Consider the following 18,363-nt stretch of genomic DNA (forward strand, 5'->3'; position numbering starts at 1 on the left):
GATTAAAACGTTTTTAACTCGAACAAAATTTAACCAACAAAGATCAGCAGGCCCTAATTTGTAAGCGCTTATTATCAGTAGTATTACTCGTGAGCGCACTGCCCTTTGCCATCGTATGTTAATGGTTATCTCGCAAAATACGGTATCCACTGCTAAGTTAACGAGGGACTCATTCAATTAAAGGATTAATATGCAGATTATTCACCATGGCGCAGTTAATGGGGTAACTGGCTCGTGTCATCAGCTCGATATCAACCCACAACTTCCAAGCAGTTATCTTATTGATTGCGGCTTATTTCAAGGAGCGGAAACTGCTGGTAAAAACTCTGCAGAGCAACTGCAAATAGACTTTAACATCGACAACATCAAAGCGTTAATCGTCACCCATTGTCATATCGATCATGTTGGCCGGATCCCCTACCTACTCGCAGCCGGTTTTAACCAACCTATTTACGCCACTACCGCAACGGCGTCGTTATTGCCTTTAGTGATTGAAGATGCCTTAAAAGTGGGCGTGACTCGCGACCAAAAGCTGATCCAGGCCTGTTTAAACCAGCTGAATAAACTCATTGTGCCGGTAGACTATAACCAGTGGGTTTCATTGCCGATAAACCTCAACAATGCGACTCAACCTGTTAAGCAAATTAAGCTAAAGTTTAAACCTGCGGGGCATATTTTAGGCTCGGCCTATGTTGAGCTTGACCTTAAAGGACCAAGCTACCAGCATAGAGTGGTATTTTCAGGTGACTTAGGCGCAACCTACGCTCCATTGCTGGCGAGTCCAAAAAGTCCGTACAGAGCAGATACCTTAGTGATTGAGTCAACCTACGGCGATAAAAACCATCAGGGCCGTAAAGATCGCAGCAAACAACTCAAAGGAATTATTGAAAAAGCAGTTAACGATAATGGCGTCGTGCTCATTCCAGCCTTTAGCATTGGCCGTACACAGGAGTTGTTATACGAGTTTGAGCACATTATTTTTCGTAATCAGCACAATCCTATGTGGCAAAATATCGACATTATTGTCGACTCCCCTATGGCGGCCAACTTTACTCAACAGTACCGTGCATTTAAAGATTTGTGGGACAAAGAGGCCAAGCGAAAACTGTCACAAGGCCGTCATCCACTCGATTTTGCACAACTCACCACCATCGACAGCCATCAAGATCACTTAGCGGTGATCAACTATTTAGATTCGGTCAATAAACCCGCCATCATCATTGCCGCATCGGGCATGTGCACCGGTGGCAGAATTAGCAATTATCTTAGTCGCTTCTTACCCAAGGCCACTACCGACGTATTATTTGTCGGCTATCAAGCCCAAGGCACCACTGGCCGAAACATCCAACAATATGGCCCACAAGGCGGTTATGTGTATATTGATGAACAGAAAATAGACATTAAAGCCGTTATCCATACCATTAGCGGTTACTCTGCCCACGCCGACCAACACAACCTCATCAACTTTGTTAAACGCATGCATCACAAACCTAAGCACATTCGTATCGTTCATGGCGATGATGAAGCTAAACAAGCGTTAGCCGACGCGTATCAAACCTTATTACCCACAGCAGAGATTGAAATTGGTAAAGAATAATTACGCAAAACGACAATCAAAAACAGCTTAAGGTTAAGTTATATGGAATATTAATGACCAAATTTAATTCTAACGCCGGCGTTAGCAATAAACCCATCGTTACGCGACCAAATATCAGTGGTCCATTGGCCGCTAGGCGCGCGACTCGGCAGTAACATTGGGTGCTCGTCGGTTTGTTTCACATCGAGTAGGTTTTCTAAATTAATAAACCAACTGACACTGCCCACCGTAATTTCACCCATTAAGCCTAAATGCCAATAGGGATTAGTTTCATCAATATACGGATTATCATTCACGCGCTGCGTGCCAGTGTAATAGGCCTCAAAACCGGCTCTAAAGTTGCCATGCTGCTCCCACATTGCCACAAAACCGCCAGAGTGTTCTGGGGTTAAGGCCATATCTCGTCGCCCTGCTCCTTCAGGTGACTCCTCGGTTGCATCTAAGTATAAATAGCTTGCCGTGAGTTTGATGTCGCCCAGATAGTAACGCAGCAACACTTCAGAGCCGCGAATTTGACTTTCGCCCGATGCATTCACTAATCTCACCGCATCTAGTGCGCCGTTGTTGGTAGAAAAAGACTCTAGCGTGGTGACGTTATCGACATTCGAGCCAAACAAGGTCAAACTGGTTTCGACATCGTCAAAGCGATAAGTAAAATCAAGCGACGCTGTTTTAGCACGCTCTTCTTTTAAGTCTTCAATTGGCGTTAAACGAGATAACCCAGCCGCTTCAATCTCTTCAACAAACGGTGTCGGAGCAAAGTATCCCTGCCCGTAAGAACCTCTAATGGTTAACTCATTTGGGCGATAAAGCACCGACACTCTTGGGCTAAATTGGCTGCCATATTCACTATGGTCATCAATACGGGCACTGTAAGAAGTGGTGATTTGATCGGTTAACTCATAATCAAGCTGGGCAAATGCACCCGGTACGTCATATGAATAATCAAATTCAGGAAAGGTATCTGAAGCAAAGACTTCAGATTGATACGCTAAACCCACCACCCAATCACCGTTGTCGGTGTAACCTGCAATGCTATTTTCAAATAAATAACTCTCATGCGTATCTTCTTCAATATCAGTACCGTAAACATGCTCATGATCTTGCACCATCGCCGAACCGCGAGTGGTCATGGTTAAGGTGTCTAATAACGGCATGGTAAACACCAGCCCGCCATCAAGTCTTTCTGAGTCTTGTGATTGCTCAAACGTTGTACCATCAGCAACCGTATTATCACCGAGAGTCCCGCCTGTGCGATCTTCGGTCATAAAGCCACTGGTCACATACAATGTTTGTCCAGCTTCGCCTTCCCAAAATAATCGAGGACGCACGGTATAGCGCTCATAGCCCGCCAGATCGATCCAGCCGTCGCCATCGATATCTTGCTCATCTTGATAATGCGCCCCAGCCGTCACCGACCCTTTTAGGTTCTCGCCAAGTGGTGACTCAACATAGGTGGTGACATCCTGACCATTACGCGTGGTTCCATTAACCAACACTTCACCACTGAGTTCATCGCCAGGCGTGCGAGAAACAAGGTTAATCACCCCACCTAGAGCAGAACCACCATAAAGCGATGATGCCGAGCCTTTAATAATTTCAACACGGCTTAAATCGGTTGGCGGTACTTGCAACAAACCAATCGATGCCGCCTGATTACCATACAGCGGTAAACCATCAGCCAGTAATTGGGTATAGCGGCCATACAAACCTTGTAAGCGAATATTGGCACTGCCGAGCGCTGGCGAGGTGGTTTGTAATCTCACTCCGCCAGTTTCAGCCACCAGCATAGAAATATTACCCGGTCTCATTGCCGCTTTTTCTTCAATTTCTTCGCGGTTAATCACCTCGACACGAATAGGCTGTTCATCGGCAATTCGCCCTGAACGAGTGGCTTGTATCACAATGGTTTCCATTGTTTCTTCATGTTCATGCTCGTCATCATGCTCATCTTTATGCCCCTCATCATGATGTTCTGCATCCGCACGAGGCTTATCATGAGAGGCTGAGGCGTGTTGCTCAACCGTATTAACCGAATGGCTCTCATCACTTGCGTGACTCATCCCCACAACACTTAGCGACAACACTAACGATGCCGTAGCACAATAGCTAAACATACAACTTCCTTATAACAACACATGATCTAAAAATGATATGATTGAGCTTAAAGGTTACAGTTACTGGAAGGTCAAGTTGAAAATAAGTGAATTGGCATCGATTGCACAAGTATCGGTTAAAACCATCCGTTATTACGAGCAGATTGGATTATTATCCGCCCCTAATCGCAGCGATAATGGTTATCGGTTTTATCAACAAAAAGACATTGAAACATTAACGTTTATTAGACGATGTCGAGAATTGAATATTGCATTAGATGACATCAAACGCCTTGTCGATACCCAACAAGATCCAAAGTCTTCATGCTCACTCGTTGATAACATCATTGCCAGCAGCTCGAGCGTATTCAACAAACTCAGCGAGAGCTGGCATTACTAGAACAATCACTCGCTGCGCTAGCCTCTTGCTGTCAAAGCCATCAGATAAAAGATTGCAGTATTTTACACACACTTAAATCGTCATAGGTTCAATGCACTTATCATTAAATAAAAGATGGCTGCGCTTTACTGCATGCCCCTAAACGACTATGATCCGGCTCAATTAACTCGTTGCGTATACTGTACTGTTAACGCTCCCATATTCAGGGCGTTAAACCATGATAACAACACTCAATTTAAACGCTATTTAGGACTGTCTGCCCCCCCCCAGACACTGTATGGATACCATTATGACAACACAAACAATCACAGTACTTTACTACCCAGCAGAACTTGCCATTAAGCCTTTAGCCGAAGTGTTATACGATCTTGAAGTTGGCGTGAACGGCCGAGTGATTATTCCTATGGAATACAAAGAAGATAAAATCATCGTTGCGGTATTTAAAGGTGAAGTAGAACTGCTGAACGCATTGGGCGATCGAGTTGCATCTGAGTTTACTGACGTTGCCTAGAGGCAATATCACATATGACTTGCAACGACTAAACCAGCAGAAAATCAACGTTACACGTTTGGCATGAATACAATCACTTTTATCAGGTTTAAAGACATATTTACATAAAGGTGCTTTAAAGATTTACCAGGACCAATGTTACCTGGCAGTTCATGAACAGGAGTAAACACTGGCTGTTTATACTGAGCAAATGCGATATCGACAATAAGTAACTTTGCACTTAGCTCTTTCATAAAAGCCCTATGATAATCCTTTAGCAAAGTTCAGATTAATATCACAGCCCTCATAAAACGCAGCCTAAGCACTACCTAAACACTGCACAATACTCTGTACCAGACTCGGCTATACACTTCCCTCGCCCAGAGCTTAATTCCCCCCAGCAGCAGTGAATTAGGTGACAAGTCATTTTTGGATCATCTTAAATAAATGCCCTTTGACTTGCTCGATGGTAATTGCGCCTAAAAATATTCCTGTTTTACCGGTAACCACCATGACTGATTTAGGGTATAAGCAAAAATGCTTTAATAACGACTCTACAGAATAGTCGGTATAGCAAGTGTACTCGACAGGCACCATAATTTGATGCGCCCTTTTCGTTAACGTTAATCGATCATGTTTTGTTTCGGCATTGGTGTTCACATACGGACTAATGGCAGCGTTAACCTCATGTTGTGAAATATGCCCAATACATTTACTGCTGTTAAGTACCATTACGACATCGGTAGTATCGTACATATCAATGAACATCTCTATCCGTTCATCAGGCTCAACAAGAGGCGGTTTGGGCATTAAAAAATCAATCACCGTGGGTATTTTTTTCATGTCGCTGACAAGAAGCTTAAGCTGAAGTTTGTCTATGATGGCGTTAATATCATTAACGGTATTACTGTGATCCATTAACGAAAGCGGCTTACTAAAAATATAGCCTTGCACATAATTAACCCCCATCTCAACTAGCGCCTTGAGTACGTCTCTGCCTTCAACGCCTTCAATCACAATTTCGCCACCCATTGAGTGAATAAATTGAGTAAACATTTTCACCATTAAGCGTTTTTGCTTATCTTTTACGATATAATCAGTAATTAACTTATTGATTTTAATTAAATTAAGAGGCAATACAGATAAGTCGGTAAACGAAGTATAACCAGAGCCAAAATCATCGATAGCCAGCACGATATCGTTGTCAGTAATATGCTTAATATCATCCAAAATGCTTTGGTTATCAGTAAACACTGCCGATTCTGTTAACTCAATAGTAATCCGTCTAGGGTCAATACCTGTCGAGTTAATTAACGTTACCGTATCATCCAGGGTAAAGCGGTTTTTAGAGCTATTAATCGTTGAACGGTTAATTGATAAACCTAAATTATCATTACCTAACATCGCAGCTAAAGTCGGTAATTCGTTTATTGCGGTGAGCAACACTTTTTTATCAATAATATTGATCCAGTCATTTTCCTCAGCCAGATCAATCAACTCCTGGATACTATGTTTAACCGTCGTGTTGATATTAAAGCGGGCCAACGCTTCAACCTTCTCTATTTTCAATGTTTTTAAATTGATAATCGGCTGGTAAACCACATAGATCTGGTCATGTTCCAAACAACTTTTTAACGCCGATTCTAACTTTAATTTACGGTTATTAATGATGTTGATTTTGGGATTAAAATACTTAACCTTATGCTCATTTACATAGCTAAACCCCACAGACGATGTCGATAATGCTTGTAGTGCATTAGATAACAACTGTTCATTATTTTTCGCATCAACGCCATCAATCGACACGCCAATATGACATTGAATTTTGTGATCTAACTGTAACTGACTCTCTTCGAGCAATATGTCAAAAATGTCGGCTAAATCACTATGGATCGTCTTAACTAATTTAGATGAAATAAACGCGCCACAAATTTGTTCATCATTTAATAAACCTAATTTAACCACATGCCTAAATGCCTTAAGCTTTGGGATTGCCTGGTCAAACAACCATCTCGGGGAAATTGAATTTTTTGATGAGTGAAAATAGGTGTTAATAACAAAAACAACCAGGCTTTCTTGATTATTTTGTAATGAGCGCATTTGGGCTAAGGAATCGAAAAAATCAAATTTATTATTCCAGTACCAGTTTGGTTTTTGCTGAGAAAATTCAACAATATCAGAGAAAGAAAAATCTAACTTATTTAACTGAAAAATATTTAACGGCGTACTTTTATCAGATTCCGAGTAATGCAATATGTTGGCTTTAAAGGCCACATAAGACCCATCTTTATGATAGAAAAATAGCTCTCCATCCCAGGTGCCATTGGTTTCACAATTGAATAAGTACTCCTGGAACACATTATTTTTATCATGAATAAAGTCGCTAATATTTTGGCCAATAACCTCGTATTCCTCATAACCAAGGTACTCAACGAGCATTTGATTAATCAGTAATATTTGGTTGTTATCATCACAAACAAACAACAAACGCGAGGATTTATAAAACAGCTTCTTTAAAATCGAAGCCTCTTGGTTTTTTGATGGCAATAAACGCTTAAAAAACAGACTGCCTGCAACCAATTTTAAATTACTCGAATATATGGTGACTTCAACAAGGTACCGAATATTGGCGATGGTAAAAACTAAATGGCTTGTAACGACATTTTGAGAGGAAATGCTGGTTTCTATATTTTTTTTAAAATACGTTGCCTGGTTTGCGTCTAATAAATCGACAAGTAACCTGAATCTAACAGAACCCGGGTTTTCTGGGCCAAAAATGATCTTTAACAGTTGCTCACTGTAAAATAGTTTTTCATCAATGTTCCATTTCCATTGGAAAGATTGATCAAGTAGATTTTTTTCGGCGCTCTCAAGCGTCATCATGATTCCATTCATTTCTTACCACATCCCTATGACTTGTCAGGCAATTGCCTTTTTACAACCCATCACCACTCAACCCGAACCTATCCAAAGCTCTCGAAGTCACCATTGCCCAAACCTGTAACATTAGTCTGACAGTGATGTGATGAATACTCTTGCCAATGCAATCTACAGTTATACGACACTCAAATTAGTTATCGCAATAACTTAATAACCTTATTTATACAGGCAACAACTTATATAGGCAACTAGGACTCACACAATTAAATGCTTATTTCGTATCATATGTTCAATTTAGATTGCCAAGTACATAGTATGATCCTGCTCGCAAGGGGAAAAATCAAAGAAGTTATAAGCAGACACTTCTATCAATAACCATTCACCCACAACGCTAAAAAGCAAGAAATCACAAAATAAGGGTCTTAACTATCTTCAATAGCTGCATCAAAAATGAGTCTATGGTTTAATGTTTTTCACGTTTACGTTAGAGAATAATGACGACATGGAAATTCAATCAATTTTTGATGAGATTCAATCGCTTTCAGCCTTTGAGCTGTTCCGATTACAATCAGCTATATATAAAACGCTTGAAGATCCTGAGCGAGTGAAAGCACTTAGACAAAAAATTCATGTTGGCATGAAAGTAGACTATTTTTGCACCGAACGTAATCATGCTATCCCGTGCTCAGTTCTTAAGGTGAGTCGTAGCAGAGTTGATGTAGAAGAGCACGACACCCAAAAGCGTTGGTCACTACCATTTTACAGCCTTAACCTTGATCATATCGAAACCGAATTAGTGCTTCCTCGTACCAAAGGAATATCAAAGGCGACGCTTTTTATCGGCTCCACCGTGGGATTTATCAATAATAGAGACAACACTGAGCACATAGGACAAGTCACAAAGCTTAACCCAAAGCGTGCTGTTATTTTGGTCAACAATACCCCATGGACAGTTCCTTACTCCATGCTATTTCCAGTTATCTCTTGCGGATCACAAGAGCATGATCAAATGCTATTACCCCGATAATTGCGTATCCAATTGATTTCTGAGTAGCCCCAAGATGTAAAAGCCCATAGATGTAAAAGCCCATATAATGGCTTTGAGCAAAGCCATTCTATGGGCTGTATCAACTTGAGAGATTCAGACGTTATTTAATAATAATTTGGTGTTATTATCGCTTCATAAAGTCAATCTACTTTAGAAAGTCTTCGAACATCCCAAAACCCATCATACTATTCAATTCCTGCTGATGGATCCGTTGACTTAACTGTTCACGCATGGCTTGCACCGTCGTGACGTTATTGATCTTAGCGTATAATGCTTCGGATTCAACGATCAGCAGATCGCCATATTGTTCCAACGTTTTTGCACGCGATGCCTTAGCGCCGCCACCAAAACGACGCCAAATTTCTGATTTAATGTCGTTGCCATGCTGCATAAATTCATGCTCTTGATTCAGTAATGCAATTTTTGAATGTAATGTAGCCTCAATTCGCTTTAGCATGTCATCATCTGCGGTGAGTTTATATTCGGGCAAATGTTCCTGCGCCATCATCAGCAATGAGAGCGCATCTTTATCTTTTTTAGCCTGCGAAAGCAGCTGCATTAAGTCTTTCTTTAAGGCTTTTTTCTCTGGATCTCGCTCTTTATCAGGATGAAGTTGATTGGCGAGTTGTCGATACAGTTTCGTCATCGCTTTATCTTCAAATAACGCAGTGCTCATCGGTAATTCAGGGTCATCATTTTCAAATGAAAAGTCATCATTCATGTCCCAATCTGGCCCATCCCACTCAGAATCATCTTCATGCTCATCTTCAGCTTCTGCGCTATTGCTTTGGTTGAGCATATCGTGAATATACGCTTGAAAACGTTCAGGATGATGTATCATATCAATAAGCTCTTCGTTGCTTAAAGGCAACCACTCACCGAACATGCCAAACAGATCTTCCCGTAGCGCATCAAGTTCTTCATCACTCACCGTTTGCTTTGGCATCGTCGACTGAAAATCAATCAATAATGACGTAAAAAACTCTCGCAAATCAGTTGTGCTAATGGGATTAAATGGGTTGGCTTCAAGTATAGTGAGCTCCTCTTCAATCCAAGCATAAAGTTCAACCCTTTGGTTACCCTTTATCGTTTTGCGTGGTACAAACGTGAGTAAATGTTGGATCCACTTTCCGGTTGCAGCACACACAACATGTTCTTTTGACTCGATTAGCGGTTTAAACTCTTCATAAAAACCATCTAACTTAGCGCGATAGCGCTGATTACGTGCTTGTTTTTTCTCGACGTCTTGCCACAATTTTTCGAGTTTTTTCGACTGTTTTTTGGATTGATGAAGAGCTGTGTCATCGATAATAGTCATTAATGTCATGCAGAGTACCGTAGCGAAACTTATGTTTATTTAATTAAGTGTATTATCAAGAATGATATCGTTACATCAACCTTAACGCTAGGTTCTTGGTGACTAAATGTATAGGAAGCTGTGCTTGTTACCTACCCCATGATCATTGCCGAAGTGCGCTGTTTTCTCTTTGTGGTGCCTAAACAGTGGTGCCTAAACAGTGGCCCCCAAACAGTGGAAGACTACTTCATTATCCGGTTTTGGACTGGAATGCGAAGTTGTGAGGTGCATGGATGAGAATGGGAACATATTGATTTTGATCACCGATTGATCCGTATTTGGCAAAACTGGGTCAACGAGATGGTATGTGATGTGAAAACGCCGAAATCGGGTCGAGATCTGAAAATGTGTAACACTGTATATACCCAATCAACTTGAAGATGCTCGATTTCAGCAAGAATTTACACGTGTTTAAGCAAGGCATTGATTGCGGGTAATGGTCGTTCCCTTTCCAAAATCAATAACACAGCATAAACGCGTGTAAAACTTGCCCTTTGGGAGTTTCACCGTGCTTCCACTACGTTGTTACGTTAATTTATAAGGTACCTACATTACCGCATTAACGCGCCTAGTATTGAAAACACGGTGAAGCTCTGAAACACGGATCTTCAAGTTGATTGGGTATATAACTTTATTTTCTAGAGACAATCACTCAAACGATTTAACAGTGCTTTACGACTATTATTGATCGCAATAAATCGCTTAAACCGCTGTTCAAAAGCGGTGATATCCCCTTTAAAATGATAGGCTTCGTTCAGCTGATGCAAATAGCGTGATGCCGCATCGTAACCACTGGCGCAAGTTCGATCCGCTTGCTCTTGTGCTTGCTGCCAGCAGCGCTCACGCTGATTGTAGATATCCGTCAACACTTTTTCTTTTTCCGCTTTTTCAATAGCTAATTTTATTGCGAGCGCTTCAGCTTGCTCTTGCTGTAATAGGCTTTGCGCTTGCTCGATAAAAGGGGAAATCACGTCGGGAGTTAACCAATACTGATAGGTTTCGTCTTTGTTGGCAGATTCTTTTCGCGTCATCGTTAAGGCTTGATGACGGGTTAGCTGACCTTGTTCAAAAAGCGTGCTTAATAACGTATCTTTCTCTACTTCTGTGAGATTGTTTAGCCACGCATCAAACTGAAGCGGGGCTTGTTTGGCTTGGTGACTTGGTTGTTCGTTCAGTACCATCGCAAGTGCTTTAACCCAAGCCAGAGGAATATCATATAGCGCCGCAAAAGCCTGTAATTCCTCACTAAGATGCTCAAAATCGAATTGAATTAAAGGTATTTCCTCAAGTTCATCATTACAATCCAACGCTTTGAGCCACATAAAGTACACAAGGCGCCAATTACCTTGGATTAACTCGCTGCGCAAACCGGTTAAATGCTGGAAAAAGTCGTTGGCATGTTCATCGTCAAAATACTCGTAATACTCTTCGAGGGAAAAAATCAGCAATTGCCATTCTTCACTTTCCTGTACATGAAATCCCTCACTTGAAAAACCAAGTAACGTATCAGGAAGAGTTCCCGCTGGTAGCTTGATGTAAGCATCGATCGTGCCCCAATCGGCATAGTAAAAACCAATGTCAAAGTATGTTAACATCAGCTCAGTGGGTTCTGCCTTTAAGTCACTGTAGGTGTAATACACCTGAAAGGACGTAGCGCTGATCTCAGCGCGGCTTGAAACGGTTCTGAGTGATTGGCGTGCCTTAGCATCCAAGTACCCATCCAATCGCTCGAATTTATAATATTGATATTCGCTCATGATGACCTTGCTATGCGTTAATGGTGAATTGAAAGGTGTGTTTTAACAAAGGCAGTACCTGAACCACTCTGGCGACGGGTTCAGCGTTTAAATAACGTCTTGGGTCAATGGTCACAAATCCCCAAAACTGTAAAAATCGCTCAATAAAACGTGATTCAATGAGTATGCTTAAACTTCTTTCTGATGAGAAGTCATCATCCTCTGGGAAGGACTGCAGTAAATCGGGGAAAGCCGTCATAACCTCTTCAACCAGCTGATCCACACTGTTGTGGCTTTGAATACGCCACAGCATGAACAACCAAAAGGGTCGCAAGTCGATATCGTATTCAAAACCGTCCAAATACCCCCAGTTATATTTGCTGATTGCAGCTGCTAACATAGGTTTGAAAAATGCTCGTATACCTTCGGCCTGATACTGCTTTTGCGCTGATTTTTTTACATGGTAGCAACCACTACGTTGATAAATAATACCGCTAACTTCGGCAAGCACTCGGGTGTAGTGCAACGCATTGAATTTATCTTCGTTACTGCCCGCAAATTCGCTGATGCTAATGTTTGTTGGGAACTGAGCAACGGCAAACTCAGGTAATAACTCACATGCCTGTTTGACCAAGTTAGCCGGTAAGTTGCCTTTACTGGTGGCTTTGAATGATCCATCTTGTGTCATAGCCTCATCAAGAATGAGGGTTAAATAACGTATCACAAGGTTGGCTGAAAGGATGTCTGGAGTGCTGATTGTCACCCACTGTAATTCATCGAAAGGCGCATAAAGCCAATTGGCCATTTGCGTTGGTGTCACACCACAAAAATCAGGATGAGGCTGATTATTGCAATCCTGGACTTTGTGCTGTAAAGCAGCGTTGAGTTCATCAAGGGTCACATTTTGCTTGGTTGCCTGCATGGCTTCAATATCATCGAAGACCTGGCCATGTTGCTTGAAAACGCTGCTCATACAACAACGTTTAAATTTTTTACCGCTGCCACAATGGCAAGGTTCGTTTCGGCCGAGCTTCATTGTTGTCCTTTCTTATTATGGTAGAAAAAGCGCTGCATTTTCCTGTTTGCGCTGATCCAGTCTCATTTCTCATCATAAAAGCCAAGTGACGCTAGTAGAGATCGGCACAATCCCCACCTTAAGGCCAAAGGGCTTAAACAATCGATTCAGAATATCTGTCTTATAGCTACCACGGTCATTCTCAACGTCAGAAAGAGTCTTACGAGACACTTTAACCAAGTTTGCATACTGGTCTTGTGTGAGCCCTAACACCTCGACTCGCAGCGTTTTAAGCGCTTGTCCTTGGGTTAGCTCACCGTGTAAAAGCCTTTGTGTAATGGCATGAATCGCACGCTTTCGCTCGACCGTGCTAACGCCGCCGGATTGCTTAGAGGCTCGTTTAGCACCTTGCTTTGTTTGAGCCTCTAGAATGTTTTGAGATTGATGACGTTGCGGCACTTCAGTAGCAACCTCACTCCGTTGCTGTCGATTCGCTCTAAGACGGGCAATGGTTTCTTTAGCTGTTTCCGTAGTAGATGATTTATCACTCATACCAACCCCCAACGAGTTAGCTTGTCTTCAATATAAGTAAAGCCAATTGCAGGCATGTCGATGATCCGCTCAGGCACACCACGCGCAATTAACCGTTGCTTCAAGTCGAGACATTGCAGGGCCGTGAGCTTTAACGCTGCCATCAGCTCCTGAGCAGGCACCAGATCAGCGAGAGTGTCAGCAATGCCTTGAAAGTCATACTCTCCCCCGACTTCGAGCAGCGCTTCCCATTTTGTGGTTCTGGCCACCCCTTCAGGGTCAGCTTTCATCGGTGCAAAGTCATAGATAGGCGCCAGTTTTATCCAACCATCGTCTTTAAGAAACGCTGTATTACGGCCATGATTATCACTATTACCAAATATGATATTGAGTAAGTCTCGCCGCACCCACTCAAGCACAAACGCGCGTACGTCAAACTGATAGCCTTGCTCTAAGACCATATGGCTGTGAGTAATTTTATCGATCAGCGTTCTTAAGGTTTGCTCGTGATCTAGAGTAACGCCCGCACCTTTGCCAAGTATCGAATAAACCGACTCCATTGCGTAACGTTGTTGGCCTAACTCATTGTAATAGATATCAAAACGCGGCAGCCACAGTGAGGGATAGGAATGCCCTTCTTCGAGCCGCATGTTTGCAGTCGAGATTGTCTCAAAGCCCATGTCTGTCAGCTCGTGATAATAGTGGTATTCAGCGCGCAGAATATCGCAATCAACTGGTGACCGAGAGCCTCTCGGATATTTGACCAAATAATGAAGGTCTCGGTTTTGTGACTCATCCTGATAACTATCAATCCAGATCTTTTGCTCATCGTCGCAACGTAATAACAGCTTGGGCGCTTCGCCACCAGCTCCCGTTGCACCACCCGCTGTCGCACCTCGATATTGCGCATAATCTAAGAAGTCAGATGCTCTATTTTTGACGTCGCCAACGGTGAACGTAAGCTTATCAGCAATAGCGGAGCGCTCCGGCAACGACTCCTTGACTCGCAAATGACCTACTGGCGCAATCGTGCCATATTTCAGCAATACAAAATTTTGCTCATCTACACTCAGATCAGCGATATCAAGGTACTTAAGCCAATAGCGTCGGCTTGCACCGCTAGGCATAATGTCGTCAAGAAAGTGCAGCCATATCGGCTCATCAAAAAATAAGCTAACGGGGTGGTTTATAGAGACAGCGTGAATGTCGTCTTTATCTAGCTCAGCCAAAGCATAATCTTGCTCGTAATCTAACGAGGTAAGTCGATAATTACCTTGTTCGCTCTCAGGAAAAGAGAGCTGTGCAATAGCTCTCCATTGGCCATTGATGAAAGCCTGAATGGTCAAATGTTCCATAAGAGCTCCTAAACAGATAACGAGTAACTTACTACTCATTAAATCATAAAAAAGCCATTAATGAGTACATATTTACTCAGATAATACTATTAGTATAGAAAACATACAAAGCTTTTATGGGTAACAAACGGCATTCACTAAGCAATTAGGCTAAAAGCGCATGGGGAATAGCGCTCACCGACCCCCGCTATCACCTCACGGCGCATTACCACCGCGTAAGTTCATCTGATACCAGCCAGAGGCTACCAACGCCCAGACGTTATGAAGGTCATAAACCAAGTCGTGGCGACTTGAGTCCTCGTCACAATCGTCCTCATTCTGTCTTGATTATCTAATGAGGTGGGTTAATTTCACTTCTGCGATAACGCCGAACAGTGGGTCAGTTTTACATCGGCGTTGACAGCATAAAGCCAATTAGCCATTTGCGTTGGCGTCACACAAAAATCGGGATGAGGTTGATTATTACGCTCCTGCGCTTTGTGCTGTGTTATAGAAAAAGCGCAGCATTTTCCTGCTTGCGCTGATCCAGTGTCCTAGGAATTACTGATGAAGCGAATAATGGCAGACCACCACTTATAGCGACCTTGATTCTACTTTGAACTGCGGTTAAAAATGGGTGGGTTACCATAATTAATCCTATAAATTCAGAAATTAGCGACTGAAAACCAAGTGTACTCTGTGTGTAATTTTAATACCTCAGGTATTAAAATGTCTAAGATCAATAGGCTGACTTATGACAATGCCTAAATTTAATTATATTCATCGATTGAAGTTGAACGTTTAGGACTTTAAACGAAAAATGCCACTACCTTTAAAGATAGTGGCACCGGTAAATCTACAACGAGTAAAAATTAAACGTCTTAAACACCTGCGGTAGAAACAGCTTTTGCAATTGCTTCAGCTTGTGCTTGCGACATTTCTGGGTCGGTTGATTCAACCATCACACGGATGAGCGGTTCTGTGCCAGACTTACGCAGTAATACGCGGCCGTTATTACCTAAAACAGCTTCCGCTTCAATCACCGCTTGTTTAACGACCTCTGATGCGATAATTTCATCGGCATTGTTAGCGGTTAAACGAACGTTTAGTAATACTTGTGGCAACTTGTTCATACCAGAGGCAATATCAGCGAGTGATTGCTTAGATTGTAAAACAGCTTGAAGTACTAACAATGAAGCAACGACGCCGTCACCCGTTGAGGCATGGTCAAGGTGCAAAATATGGCCAGAGCCTTCACCACCTAATTTCCAACCGGTTTCTTTTAATTGCTCAACCACATAACGATCACCCACTTTGGCGCGTCTAAAGGGAATATCCATTTCTTTAAGGGCTATCTCAAGCCCAAGATTTGACATTAGCGTGCCAACAACACCACCAGTCATAGTGCCTTGCTGCTTAGCAGATTTTGCCAGGATATATAAAATCTGGTCGCCATCAACCACATGACCGTTATGGTCAACAAACATAATACGGTCGGCATCACCGTCAAGTGCGATACCCAAATCGGCTTCATGGACCATCACAGCTGTTTGTAAGCTGTCTAAATGCGTTGCGCCGCAGTGATCGTTAATGTTTACGCCATTAGGTTTATCATTAATGCTAATGACTTCAGCGCCTAATTCACGGTACACATTGGGGGCAATGTGATACGCCGCGCCATTAGCGCTATCAACCACAATCTTCATCCCTGCTAAGGTTAGATCTTTAGCAAACACGCCTTTGCAAAACTCAATATAACGCCCGGCGGCGTCGTTAATGCGACGAACTTTACCTAACAATTCAGAAGACACACATTCCATTGCATTGTGATTTAACGCCTGGTCGAGTAGCGCTTCAATCTCAAGCTCTTGCTCGTCATTGAGCTTGGTGCCCGAGTTGGAGAAAAATTTAATGCCGTTATCATAAAAAGGGTTATGTGATGCACTGATCACCACACCCGCATCGGCTCTAAAGGTGGAGGCTAAATACGCCACTGCAGGCGTTGGCATCGGGCCAATTAATGCAACGTTTACGCCAGCAGCAGAAAGGCCCGCCTCAATAGCCGATTCAAACATATAACCACTACTGCGAGTATCTTTACCAATCAACACTTCTTGAGTACCGGTGGAGGCTAAAACCTTACCCGCAGCCCAACCTAGCTTCATTGCAAAATCAGGTGTAATAGGAAACGTCCCCACTTTTCCACGCACACCATCGGTACCAAAATATTTACGACTCATAAAAACTCCCAAAATAAAAAGTTCCAGGTTCCAGGAACTCGCAGGCTCGCCTGAGAGCGGACTGCGTCCTTCTAGGTTCTAAGTTCTAAGTTCTAAGTTCTAAGATCTAGATTCTACCCGCTTGTCATCCTCGAGTGCTTTTATCGGGGATCCAGGTGTTTCTGTTGACTTAGGTTGTAGATTTTAAGACTGAACAATTAAGTGCTAACACCTGGATTCCGGCTTTAAAAACATCACCGGAATGACGTAATCGAGCAGCGTCCTTCTAGATCCTAAGATCTAGGTTCTACCCGCTTGTCATCCTCGAGTGCTTTTATCGGGGATCCAGGTGTTTCTGTTGACTTAAGTTGTAGATTTTAAGACTGAACAATTAAGTGCTAACACCTGGATTCCGGCTTTAAAAACATCACCGGAATGACGTAATCGAGCAGCGTCCTTCGAGGTTCTAAGAGCTAGGTTCTACCCGCTTGTCATCCTCGAGTGCTTTTATCGGGGATCCAGGTGTTTCTGTTGACTTAGGTTGTAGATTTTAAGACTGAACAATTAAGTGCTAACACCTGGATTCCGGCTTTAAAACATCGCCGGAATGACGTAATCGAGCAGCGAAGCGTCCTATTCTTAGCATCTAGCAGCGTTCTAGGCTTTCGCCCTAGCTAAAAAACAAAAACCAACTGGTTAAAGTTGGTTTTCAAGTAACAGTAATAGTAATACTCAAAGCCGTTAGAGCATTTTAGTAATACGTTCTTTAAACTCAGCACCGAGCTTAGTATCACGTAAACCATATTCAACAAACGCCGCCATATAACCTAGCTTGTCACCACAATCATGTGACTTGCCTGTCATGTTAAACGCTTCAACAGTGTCTTGCTCAATGAGCATATCAATGGCATCTGTTAGCTGAATTTCATCGCCCGCACCTGCAGGGGTTTTAGCCAATAACTTCCAGATTTTTTCTGATAAGACATAACGGCCCACGACCGCTAAATTCGAAGGGGCTTCGCCCAATTCAGGTTTTTCAACCATGGCGTTAATTTGAGCAGATTCACCTGGGGCAATTTCAGCTCCATTACAGTCAGCAATACCGTATTTATTCACTTGAACATCAGGTACTGGCGCGACCATAATCTGGCTAGCCAAGGTAGCCTTATAGCGCGCTATCATAGCCGCTAAATTTTCTGTTTTTTGATCCGCTGTATATGCATCTAAAATCACGTCTGGTAACACAACCGCAAACGGGTTATTGCCAATACAAGGATAGGCGCACAATACTGCGTGACCTAAACCTTTAGCTTCAGCCTGACGCACGTGCATAATGGTCACATCTTTAGGGCAAATCGCTTGAACTTCTTCAAGTAATTGGCGTTTTACACGCTTCTCAAGGGTAGATTCAAGCTCGTATGACTTATCAAAGTGGTTTTCAATCGCGTTTTTACTGGCATGTGTCACCAACACAATCTCTTTGACACCGGCAGCAACGCATTCATTAACAATGTATTGAATTAGAGGCTTGTCCACTAACGGCAACATTTCTTTAGGAATGGCCTTAGTCGCTGGCAACATACGGGTACCAAGACCCGCAACAGGAATAACTACTTTCATTTAAAATCCTTGTAAAAATGTGCCTAATCTTATGTTAGCT

Annotated in this window: 13 protein-coding genes and 1 pseudogene; 4 read left to right on the forward strand and 10 right to left on the reverse strand. The window is 42.5% G+C overall.

The window, feature by feature from the left end; genetic code table 11:
* Positions 1-190 precede the first annotated feature (190 nt).
* Positions 191-1,597 carry an MBL fold metallo-hydrolase RNA specificity domain-containing protein gene (locus tag GQA99_RS11320; protein ID WP_160053995.1) on the forward strand — a complete coding sequence of 469 codons (1,407 nt, stop codon included), beginning with the start codon at positions 191-193 and terminating at the stop codon, positions 1,595-1,597.
* 50 nt (positions 1,598-1,647) lie between these two features.
* Here GQA99_RS11320 and GQA99_RS11325 read toward each other — a convergent pair whose 3' ends face one another.
* A complete protein-coding gene (locus GQA99_RS11325; protein ID WP_160053996.1) occupies positions 1,648-3,714 on the reverse strand; it encodes a TonB-dependent receptor plug domain-containing protein in 2,067 nt (688 codons plus the stop codon).
* A 76-nt stretch (positions 3,715-3,790) separates the two neighbouring features.
* Here GQA99_RS11325 and GQA99_RS11330 point away from each other — a divergent pair.
* Together GQA99_RS11330 and GQA99_RS11335 are read left to right on the forward strand one after the other, a co-directional pair.
* A pseudogene (locus GQA99_RS11330) lies at positions 3,791-4,179 on the forward strand (Cd(II)/Pb(II)-responsive transcriptional regulator).
* 203 nt (positions 4,180-4,382) lie between these two features.
* Positions 4,383-4,604 carry a DUF2375 family protein gene (locus GQA99_RS11335; RefSeq protein WP_160053997.1) on the forward strand — a complete coding sequence of 74 codons (222 nt, stop codon included), beginning with the start codon at positions 4,383-4,385 and terminating at the stop codon, positions 4,602-4,604.
* 50 nt (positions 4,605-4,654) lie between these two features.
* Here the strand turns inward: GQA99_RS11335 and GQA99_RS11340 are convergent, their stop codons facing one another.
* Both GQA99_RS11340 and GQA99_RS11345 read right to left on the reverse strand, forming a co-directional pair.
* Positions 4,655-4,837, reverse strand: coding sequence for a hypothetical protein (locus tag GQA99_RS11340; protein WP_160053998.1), 183 nt, complete (start codon positions 4,835-4,837; stop codon positions 4,655-4,657).
* Between the two features lie 169 nt (positions 4,838-5,006).
* Positions 5,007-7,478, reverse strand: coding sequence for an EAL domain-containing protein (locus GQA99_RS11345; protein ID WP_160053999.1), 2,472 nt, complete (start codon positions 7,476-7,478; stop codon positions 5,007-5,009).
* A 487-nt stretch (positions 7,479-7,965) separates the two neighbouring features.
* Here GQA99_RS11345 and GQA99_RS11350 point away from each other — a divergent pair, with 487 nt between their 5' ends.
* Positions 7,966-8,490 (forward strand): hypothetical protein, encoded by a 525-nt coding sequence (locus GQA99_RS11350; protein WP_160054000.1) that lies wholly within the window; start codon positions 7,966-7,968, stop codon positions 8,488-8,490.
* A gap of 166 nt (positions 8,491-8,656) precedes the next feature.
* Here GQA99_RS11350 and GQA99_RS11355 read toward each other — a convergent pair whose 3' ends face one another.
* From GQA99_RS11355 to galU, 7 genes are all read right to left on the reverse strand, one after another.
* Positions 8,657-9,838 carry a molecular chaperone DnaJ gene (locus tag GQA99_RS11355; RefSeq protein ID WP_160054001.1) on the reverse strand — a complete coding sequence of 394 codons (1,182 nt, stop codon included), beginning with the start codon at positions 9,836-9,838 and terminating at the stop codon, positions 8,657-8,659.
* Positions 9,839-10,506: 668 nt separating this feature from the next.
* A complete protein-coding gene (locus GQA99_RS11365; RefSeq protein ID WP_160054002.1) occupies positions 10,507-11,625 on the reverse strand; it encodes a hypothetical protein in 1,119 nt (372 codons plus the stop codon).
* Between the two features lie 10 nt (positions 11,626-11,635).
* A complete protein-coding gene (locus GQA99_RS11370; protein WP_160054003.1) occupies positions 11,636-12,640 on the reverse strand; it encodes a YecA family protein in 1,005 nt (334 codons plus the stop codon).
* 72 nt (positions 12,641-12,712) lie between these two features.
* The gene (locus GQA99_RS11375; protein WP_160054004.1) at positions 12,713-13,171 is read right to left on the reverse strand and encodes a helix-turn-helix transcriptional regulator; all 459 of its coding nucleotides are present in this window, start codon (positions 13,169-13,171) and stop codon (positions 12,713-12,715) included.
* Entirely contained in the window at positions 13,168-14,505 is a 1,338-nt protein-coding gene (locus GQA99_RS11380; protein ID WP_160054005.1) for a type II toxin-antitoxin system HipA family toxin, read from the reverse strand. Before GQA99_RS11380 ends, GQA99_RS11375 begins: the two co-directional genes overlap by 4 nt.
* Positions 14,506-15,365: 860 nt before the next feature.
* Positions 15,366-16,724 (reverse strand): phosphoglucosamine mutase, encoded by a 1,359-nt coding sequence (glmM, locus tag GQA99_RS11385; protein WP_160054006.1) that lies wholly within the window; start codon positions 16,722-16,724, stop codon positions 15,366-15,368.
* A 720-nt stretch (positions 16,725-17,444) separates the two neighbouring features.
* Positions 17,445-18,323, reverse strand: a complete 879-nt coding sequence (gene galU / locus GQA99_RS11390) for a UTP--glucose-1-phosphate uridylyltransferase GalU (protein ID WP_160054007.1) — start codon at positions 18,321-18,323, stop codon at positions 17,445-17,447.
* Positions 18,324-18,363 lie beyond the last annotated feature (40 nt).

This window comes from Shewanella litoralis, from assembly GCF_009828585.1.
Classification (GTDB): Bacteria; Pseudomonadota; Gammaproteobacteria; order Enterobacterales; family Shewanellaceae; genus Shewanella; species Shewanella litoralis.

Coding starts and splice junctions, on each gene's coding strand:
- galU (WP_160054007.1), bottom strand. CDS start 18,323: ATGAAAGTAGTTATTCCTGTTGCGGGTCTTGGTACCCGTATGTTGCCA.
- GQA99_RS11365 (WP_160054002.1), bottom strand. CDS start 11,625: ATGAGCGAATATCAATATTATAAATTCGAGCGATTGGATGGGTACTTG.
- GQA99_RS11340 (WP_160053998.1), bottom strand. CDS start 4,837: ATGAAAGAGCTAAGTGCAAAGTTACTTATTGTCGATATCGCATTTGCT.
- GQA99_RS11375 (WP_160054004.1), bottom strand. CDS start 13,171: ATGAGTGATAAATCATCTACTACGGAAACAGCTAAAGAAACCATTGCC.
- GQA99_RS11355 (WP_160054001.1), bottom strand. CDS start 9,838: ATGACATTAATGACTATTATCGATGACACAGCTCTTCATCAATCCAAA.
- GQA99_RS11325 (WP_160053996.1), bottom strand. CDS start 3,714: ATGTTTAGCTATTGTGCTACGGCATCGTTAGTGTTGTCGCTAAGTGTT.
- glmM (WP_160054006.1), bottom strand. CDS start 16,724: ATGAGTCGTAAATATTTTGGTACCGATGGTGTGCGTGGAAAAGTGGGG.
- GQA99_RS11345 (WP_160053999.1), bottom strand. CDS start 7,478: ATGAATGGAATCATGATGACGCTTGAGAGCGCCGAAAAAAATCTACTT.
- GQA99_RS11350 (WP_160054000.1), top strand. CDS start 7,966: ATGGAAATTCAATCAATTTTTGATGAGATTCAATCGCTTTCAGCCTTT.
- GQA99_RS11380 (WP_160054005.1), bottom strand. CDS start 14,505: ATGGAACATTTGACCATTCAGGCTTTCATCAATGGCCAATGGAGAGCT.
- GQA99_RS11320 (WP_160053995.1), top strand. CDS start 191: ATGCAGATTATTCACCATGGCGCAGTTAATGGGGTAACTGGCTCGTGT.
- GQA99_RS11335 (WP_160053997.1), top strand. CDS start 4,383: ATGACAACACAAACAATCACAGTACTTTACTACCCAGCAGAACTTGCC.
- GQA99_RS11370 (WP_160054003.1), bottom strand. CDS start 12,640: ATGAAGCTCGGCCGAAACGAACCTTGCCATTGTGGCAGCGGTAAAAAA.